The organism is Frankia sp. AgKG'84/4, from assembly GCF_023242965.2.
In the GTDB taxonomy this organism is placed as follows: domain Bacteria; phylum Actinomycetota; class Actinomycetes; order Frankiales; family Frankiaceae; genus Frankia.
Genome location: NZ_JALKFU020000323.1, coordinates 1 through 5,951, shown reverse-complemented (window position 1 = coordinate 5,951; position 5,951 = coordinate 1). Strand labels below are relative to the sequence as shown.

Sequence of the window (5,951 nt, the reverse complement as noted above, 5' to 3'; positions counted from 1 at the left end):
CACCCTGGCGCTGAGCCTGCTCAACGAGACCATCGGCTCCGGCATCCCGATCATCATCTCGCTGCCGCCGAACCCCAGGGCGCGGCTCGCGCCCAGCACCGCGCTCAACCGTGCCCGCAGCCCGTCCTCCCGAGCCATCGCCGCGAGCAGCCGCGGCCCCTCGACCGGGCCGAGAGCATCGACGAGACGTTCCAGCGCGGCGAGCGCCAGGTCGGGATCGGCGGCCGCGGCCAGCGCGGCGACGACCGGATTGGCCGCCGCCACGGCGTCAGCACTACCAGCGCCACCTCCGCTGACGCCACTGCCGCTGACGCCACTGCCGCTGCCAGCGGCGCCGGCTGTGGGGAGCAGGCCGAGGCGGCCCATGGTCGCTGCCACCCGTTCGACGTCGGTGAAGCCGAGCCGGGCGAGCTGCGCGCCGGGCGAGCTGCCCCGCGGATGTGCGGGCAGCGGTTCGGCGGCGGACGTCGCCGGGCCGTTCACCGGACCGGTGCGGGGGGCCGCCCAGGACGCGTCGATCCGCATGGCAGCCCGCTCACAGGACGGGCAGGTACCGGTCGATCTCGAACGGGGTGACCTGCCGTCGGTAGTCCTGCCACTCGGCCCGCTTGTTGCGCAGGAAGAACTCGAACAGTTCGTCGCCGAGGGTCTCCCGCACCAGCGTGGACTTCTCCATCACCGTGATCGCGTCGGCCAGCGAGCCCGGCAGCGCGGTGATCCCCCGCTCCCGGCGCTGCTCGTCGGTGAGCGTCCACACGTCGTCGGTGGACGGCGGTGGCAGTTCGTAGCCGCCCTGCACCCCGCGCAGCCCGGCGGCCAGCACCAGAGCGAAGGTCAGGTACGGGTTGCAGGCGCTGTCCGGCAGCCGGAACTCGACCCGGGTGGCCTGCGACTTGTGCAGCTTGTACAGGGGCACGCGGACCAACGCGGACCGGTTGTTGTGTCCCCAGCAGACGTAGGCGGGCGCCTCCAGCACCTCACCGACCCGCTGGTCGCCGATGAGCCGCTTGTAGGAGTTCACCCACTGGTTGGTCACCGCGGTGATCTCGGCCGCGTGCGTGAGCAGGCCGGCGATGAACGCCTTGGCAACTTTGGAGAGCTGGTACTCGTCGGTCGGATCGTGGAAGGCGTTGCGGTCGCCCTCGAACAGGCTCAGGTGGGTGTGCATCCCGGAGCCGGCCTGGTCGCCGTACGGCTTGGGCATGAAGGTGGCGTAGATGCCCTGGCGCAGCGCGACCTCCTTCACCACCTGGCGGAAGGTCATGATGTTGTCGGCGATGGTGAGGGCGTCGGCGTAGCGCAGGTCGATCTCCTGCTGGCCGGGCGCGACCTCGTGGTGACTGAACTCCACCGAGATACCGAGGCGCTCGAGCATGCTGATGGCCTGCTGGCGGAAATCGTGGCTGATGTCGTTCGGGGTGAGGTCGAAGTAGCCCGACTCGTCGACCGGCGGCGGCATCGGCCCGCCCCGCTTCGGCGGTTCCTTCAGGAGGAAGAACTCGATTTCCGGATGGGTGTAAAAGGTGAATCCGGCATCGGCAGCGCGGGCGAGGGTACGACGCAGCACCCAGCGCGAGTCGGTGGCGGCCGGCGCTCCGTCCGGCATGATCAGGTCACAGAACATCCGCGCGGTCAGCGGATGTTCACCCCGCCACGGCAGCACCTGGAACGTGGACGGATCCGGCCGGGCCAGCATGTCGGCCTCGTGCACCCGGGCGAAGCCCTCGATCGCGGAGCCGTCGAACCCGATGCCCTCGGACAGCGCCCCCTCCAGCTCAGCCGGCGCGATCTCCACGGACTTCAGGTAACCGAGCACGTCAGTGAACCACAGCCGCACGAAGCGGATGTCCCGTTCCTCCAGAGTCCGAAGCACGAACTCCTGCTGCTTGTCCACGGTGCCTCCACGCTGAGGTGAGGACTCGACGATACGGCCCGTCCGGCTTGGCCTGGCGCCTTGTCAGATCTGACCTGACCATAGCGAGAACATCCATCCTCATACTGGCCTTGGCCGCGAGCGACGAATCATCAACACACCGTGTTCGTCCACGGTAGTCCGGCGGCGCATCGCCCTGTCAGGCCGAGCCAGACCGCCCACGGGATCATCGTCTCATCACCTTCCTGACCCAGCCAGGAGATCCATTGCCAGTCCGCGTCGACAGCACCCTGCGGTACTTCATCGAGGACATGACCGCATCGACGGCACCCCGCCTCCGCCCGTCACTTCAGGACGTGCTCGACCATCTGGCGGCTGGGCGTGGCGGGCTACAGCTACTGCGACTGCTGAAATTCGCGCGAGACGAGGCGGCCGAAGCGGGCACCCGCCGCGATGCCGACCGTCTTACCGACGCGATCAGCTATGCCACCGGCCAACTGAGAGTTGTGTCCTTCGAACGCAAGTACAACATATTTCCGGGAATCAGGCAGAGAATGCTTGAAGCCGTACGTCCGCAGTCCTCCACCACAGCCGAAATGGCCGGATACTGGCTGGACGAACTGCTCACCGAAGAACCCGGTTCGACTGTCGAGGACACCCGCGAGTATTTTCGGATCATCAGCCAGGCAGCACTCGACGTCGTCGAGGACCGGAGAACAGGCCGTTACTCCGTGGTCAGCATGACACTGGACGAGGCGCGCTGGGTCACGGAGACATCGTTGCTGGAGATGGCGGACAGCGGTCTGCTCCACAAGGTGCGCCCCCGGTCCTCGGTCTGCCCCGGGCGTCACGGATCAGGGGCCGGAACAGGACCTGGTCAACCGTCTGTACCAGCTTCGCCTGGGCCGACTCCATCGCCTCCGCACGCTGGTGAACGACAGCGCAACGAGCGAGGCGGACGTCCAGCGGGCGATGGAGGACGCGTACTGGGTCTTCGGCGGCGAATTCATCGGCAGAGCTGCACGGCGGCGACTCACCGCCCTCCACGAGATCGACAGCCCGTTGCTACGCCCCGACGGAGTGCTACACCTGGTCGAGTTGAAACGGCCGTCAGCGCCAGTCCTCCGATTCGGCTCGCCACAGTCCGCCGTCGTTTCGGCGGAGGTCAACGAGGCCGTGGGCCAGGTCATGCAGTGTCTGAACGCACTGGACGAGCAGCGTGACGCCATCCGGTCGGAGTTCTCCGTCGACACCCGCCGAGCGAGCGCGACCGTGATCATAGGCAACGCCTTATTTCAGCCGAGGCATCAGGAGCAGACCCACCGGGAGGCCCTGCGGGTCTACAACAGTTATCTGAGCCGGATCGACGTCCGAACGTACGACGACGTTATCGACAGTGCCGAACGATCGTTGACGCTGGACGCGTGACGGCGCGCCGTCGCGGTCGGATCCTGGTCGTGGCCGATTTCGCACCACCAGGGTCGTCCGCTACGGCGCGCCGATGTTGTTCCGCGCTCTGGAGACTCAGACCTGGATGCGGCGGTCGACGGCGTCGAGGATCTCGGCGATGGCCTCGTCGACGGGCACGCCGTTGCGCTGGGTGCCGTCGCGGAAGCGGAAGGACACCGCGCCCTGCGAGACGTCCTCATCGCCGGCAAGCAGCATGAACGGGACCTTCTGCTTCTGCGCCGTGCGGATCTTCTTCTGCATCCGGTCGTCGGAGGAGTCGACCTCCACCCGGATGCCCTTCGCGGCCAGGCGGCGGCCGATCTCGTCGAGGTACGGCACGTGCTCGTCGGTGATCGGGATGCCGACGACCTGCACCGGGGCGAGCCACGGCGGCAGGGCACCGGCGTAGTGCTCGAGCAGGATGGCGAGGAAACGCTCGATCGTGCCGAACAGCGCCCGGTGAATCATGAACGGACGCTTGCGGGTGCCGTCGGCCGCCTGGTATTCGAGGTCGAAACGCTGCGGTAGCTGGAAGTCGACCTGCACGGTCGAGAGCTGCCAGGTGCGGCCGATCGCGTCCCGGGCCTGGACGGAGATCTTCGGCCCGTAGAACGCGCCGCCGCCCTCATCCATCACCAGCTCGAGGTCCTGCTTCTGCGCGGCCTCGCGCAGCAGTTCGGTCGCCTCGGCCCACTCCTCGTCGGTGCCGACGGCCTTGCCTTCCGGCCTGGTCGACAGCTCCAGGTAGAAGTCGTCGAGGCCGTAGTCGCGCAACAGCCCGAGCACGAAGGTCAGCGTGCCATCGAGCTCGGTGGGCAGCTGCTCGCGGGTACAGAACAGGTGCGCGTCGTCCTGGGTGAGGCCGCGCACCCGGGTCAGGCCGTGCACCACGCCGGACTTCTCGTACCGGTAGACCGTGCCGAACTCGAACAGCCGCAACGGCAGCTCCCGGTACGACCGGCCGCGGGACCGGAAGATCAGGATGTGCATCGGGCAGTTCATCGGCTTGAGGTAGTAGTCGGTGCCGCCGTCGAGCTGCATGGGCGGGTACATGCCGTCGGCGAACCAGTCGAGGTGCCCGGAGATCTCGTAGAGCTCGGACTTGGTGATGTGCGGGGTGTTGACGAACGAGTAACCGGCCTCGACGTGGCGGCGGCGCGCGTAGTCCTCCATGGCGGTACGGATCGCGCCGCCCTTGGGGTGGAACACCGACAGCCCGGGACCGATCTCGGTCGGGAAGGAGAACAGGTCCAGTTCCGCGCCGAGGCGGCGGTGGTCGCGCCGCTCGGCTTCGGCCAGGCGGGTCTGATAGTCCTTCAGCGCCTCCCGGGACTCCCAGGCGGTGCCGTAGATCCGCTGCAGCTGCGGGTTCTTCTCGCTGCCCCGCCAGTAGGCGGCCGCCGAACGCAGCACGGCGAACGCGGGAATGGCCCGGGTGGTCGGCACGTGCGGACCCCGGCAGAGGTCCTTCCAACACAGCTCGCCGGACTTCGCGTCCAGGTTGTCATAGATCGTCAGCTCACCGGCGCCGACCTCGACGCTCGCCTCGGCGTCGTCCCCGGCACTCGACTTCAGCCCGATCAGCTCGATCTTGTACGGCTCGTCGGCGAGTTCCGCGCGGGCCTGCTCGTCGGTGACCACCCGGCGGGAGAAACGCTGGCCGGACTTGATGATGGCCTGCGCTTTCTTTTCGATCGCCTTCAGATCGTCCGGGGTGAACGGAGTCTCGACGTCGAAGTCGTAGTAGAACCCGTTCTCGATGGGCGGGCCGATACCGAGCCGCGCCTTCGGGAAAAGCTCCTGGACGGCCTGAGCGACAACGTGGGCGGCGGAGTGACGCACGATCGCGCGCCCGGCCGGGGAGTCGATGACGATCGGTTCGACGACCGCGCCGTCGGTGAGAACATGAGCGAGATCACGCTGCTGCCCGTCGACCACCGCGGCGATGACCGCACGGTTCTCGGCGAACAGATCGGCGGCCGTCGTCCCGGTCGGCACCACCCGCGGATCGCTCTCCTGCGCGTGCTGAACGGTAACGCGGACGTCGGACACCGAGATTCTCCTGACAGCGCTAGACGCGTGCGCGGGATCGCACCACCGGCGAAGGGTGACCGGCCTGGCGGGCGGCCCCACGACGGACCTTCCTGGCCCGCTGGCGATGCTACCCGTGGTCGGGAGCGACCCCAACGCATTTGTACTCAGGGTGACGGCCTCAGCCGCGGCGGCTGGTCACCTGGCCACCTCGCGGCTACCGCACGCCGGTGAGGCCCGGCACACCCTGGCCGCCCAGGGTCCCGGTCCCGATCTGCGCCCCGCCGTACGCCCCGATGACAGGCCACCCGGCGCCGGCTAACCCGGCGGGCTCGGACCCGGCGGAGCCACCACGGCGCGGACGACTCGCGCCACGCGGACCGCCCCCGCTCTTCGGGCCTTCCGTGCCGCGCGGACTGACCACCGCTGGCGTACCGCCACCATCGCGCGGACCGTCACCGTTCGGTCGACCACCCGCGCCGCGCGGACCGCTCACGCTGTACGCGCCGCCGCCGGTCGGACCGCCCAGTCGCAACGGCCCTCCCACGCTGTACGGGCGCCCGGCCTGACCGGCGAGACCACCTGGCCCGCCGGCGAC

General features: G+C 68.6%; 3 protein-coding genes and 1 pseudogene. 1 reads left to right on the top strand and 3 read right to left on the bottom strand.

All coding sequences use genetic code 11. The features are described 5' to 3' along the window. Positions 1-525: pseudogene (locus tag MXD58_RS18060) on the bottom strand (hypothetical protein); the annotation flags it as partial. Positions 526-535: 10 nt separating this feature from the next. After that, complete coding sequence (locus tag MXD58_RS18055) at positions 536-1,894, bottom strand: glutamine synthetase family protein (protein WP_248821433.1); 1,359 nt, start codon at positions 1,892-1,894, stop codon at positions 536-538. Between the two features lie 909 nt (positions 1,895-2,803). Between MXD58_RS18055 and MXD58_RS18050 the strand changes: the two genes are divergently transcribed. After that, entirely contained in the window at positions 2,804-3,301 is a 498-nt protein-coding gene (locus MXD58_RS18050) for a Shedu anti-phage system protein SduA domain-containing protein (RefSeq protein ID WP_248837177.1), read from the top strand. Between the two features lie 96 nt (positions 3,302-3,397). On the opposite strand, the gene thrS is transcribed toward MXD58_RS18050, so the two are convergent. Further along, complete coding sequence (gene thrS / locus MXD58_RS18045; protein WP_248837176.1) at positions 3,398-5,374, bottom strand: threonine--tRNA ligase; 1,977 nt, start codon at positions 5,372-5,374, stop codon at positions 3,398-3,400. Between the last annotated feature and the right edge of the window lie 577 nt (positions 5,375-5,951).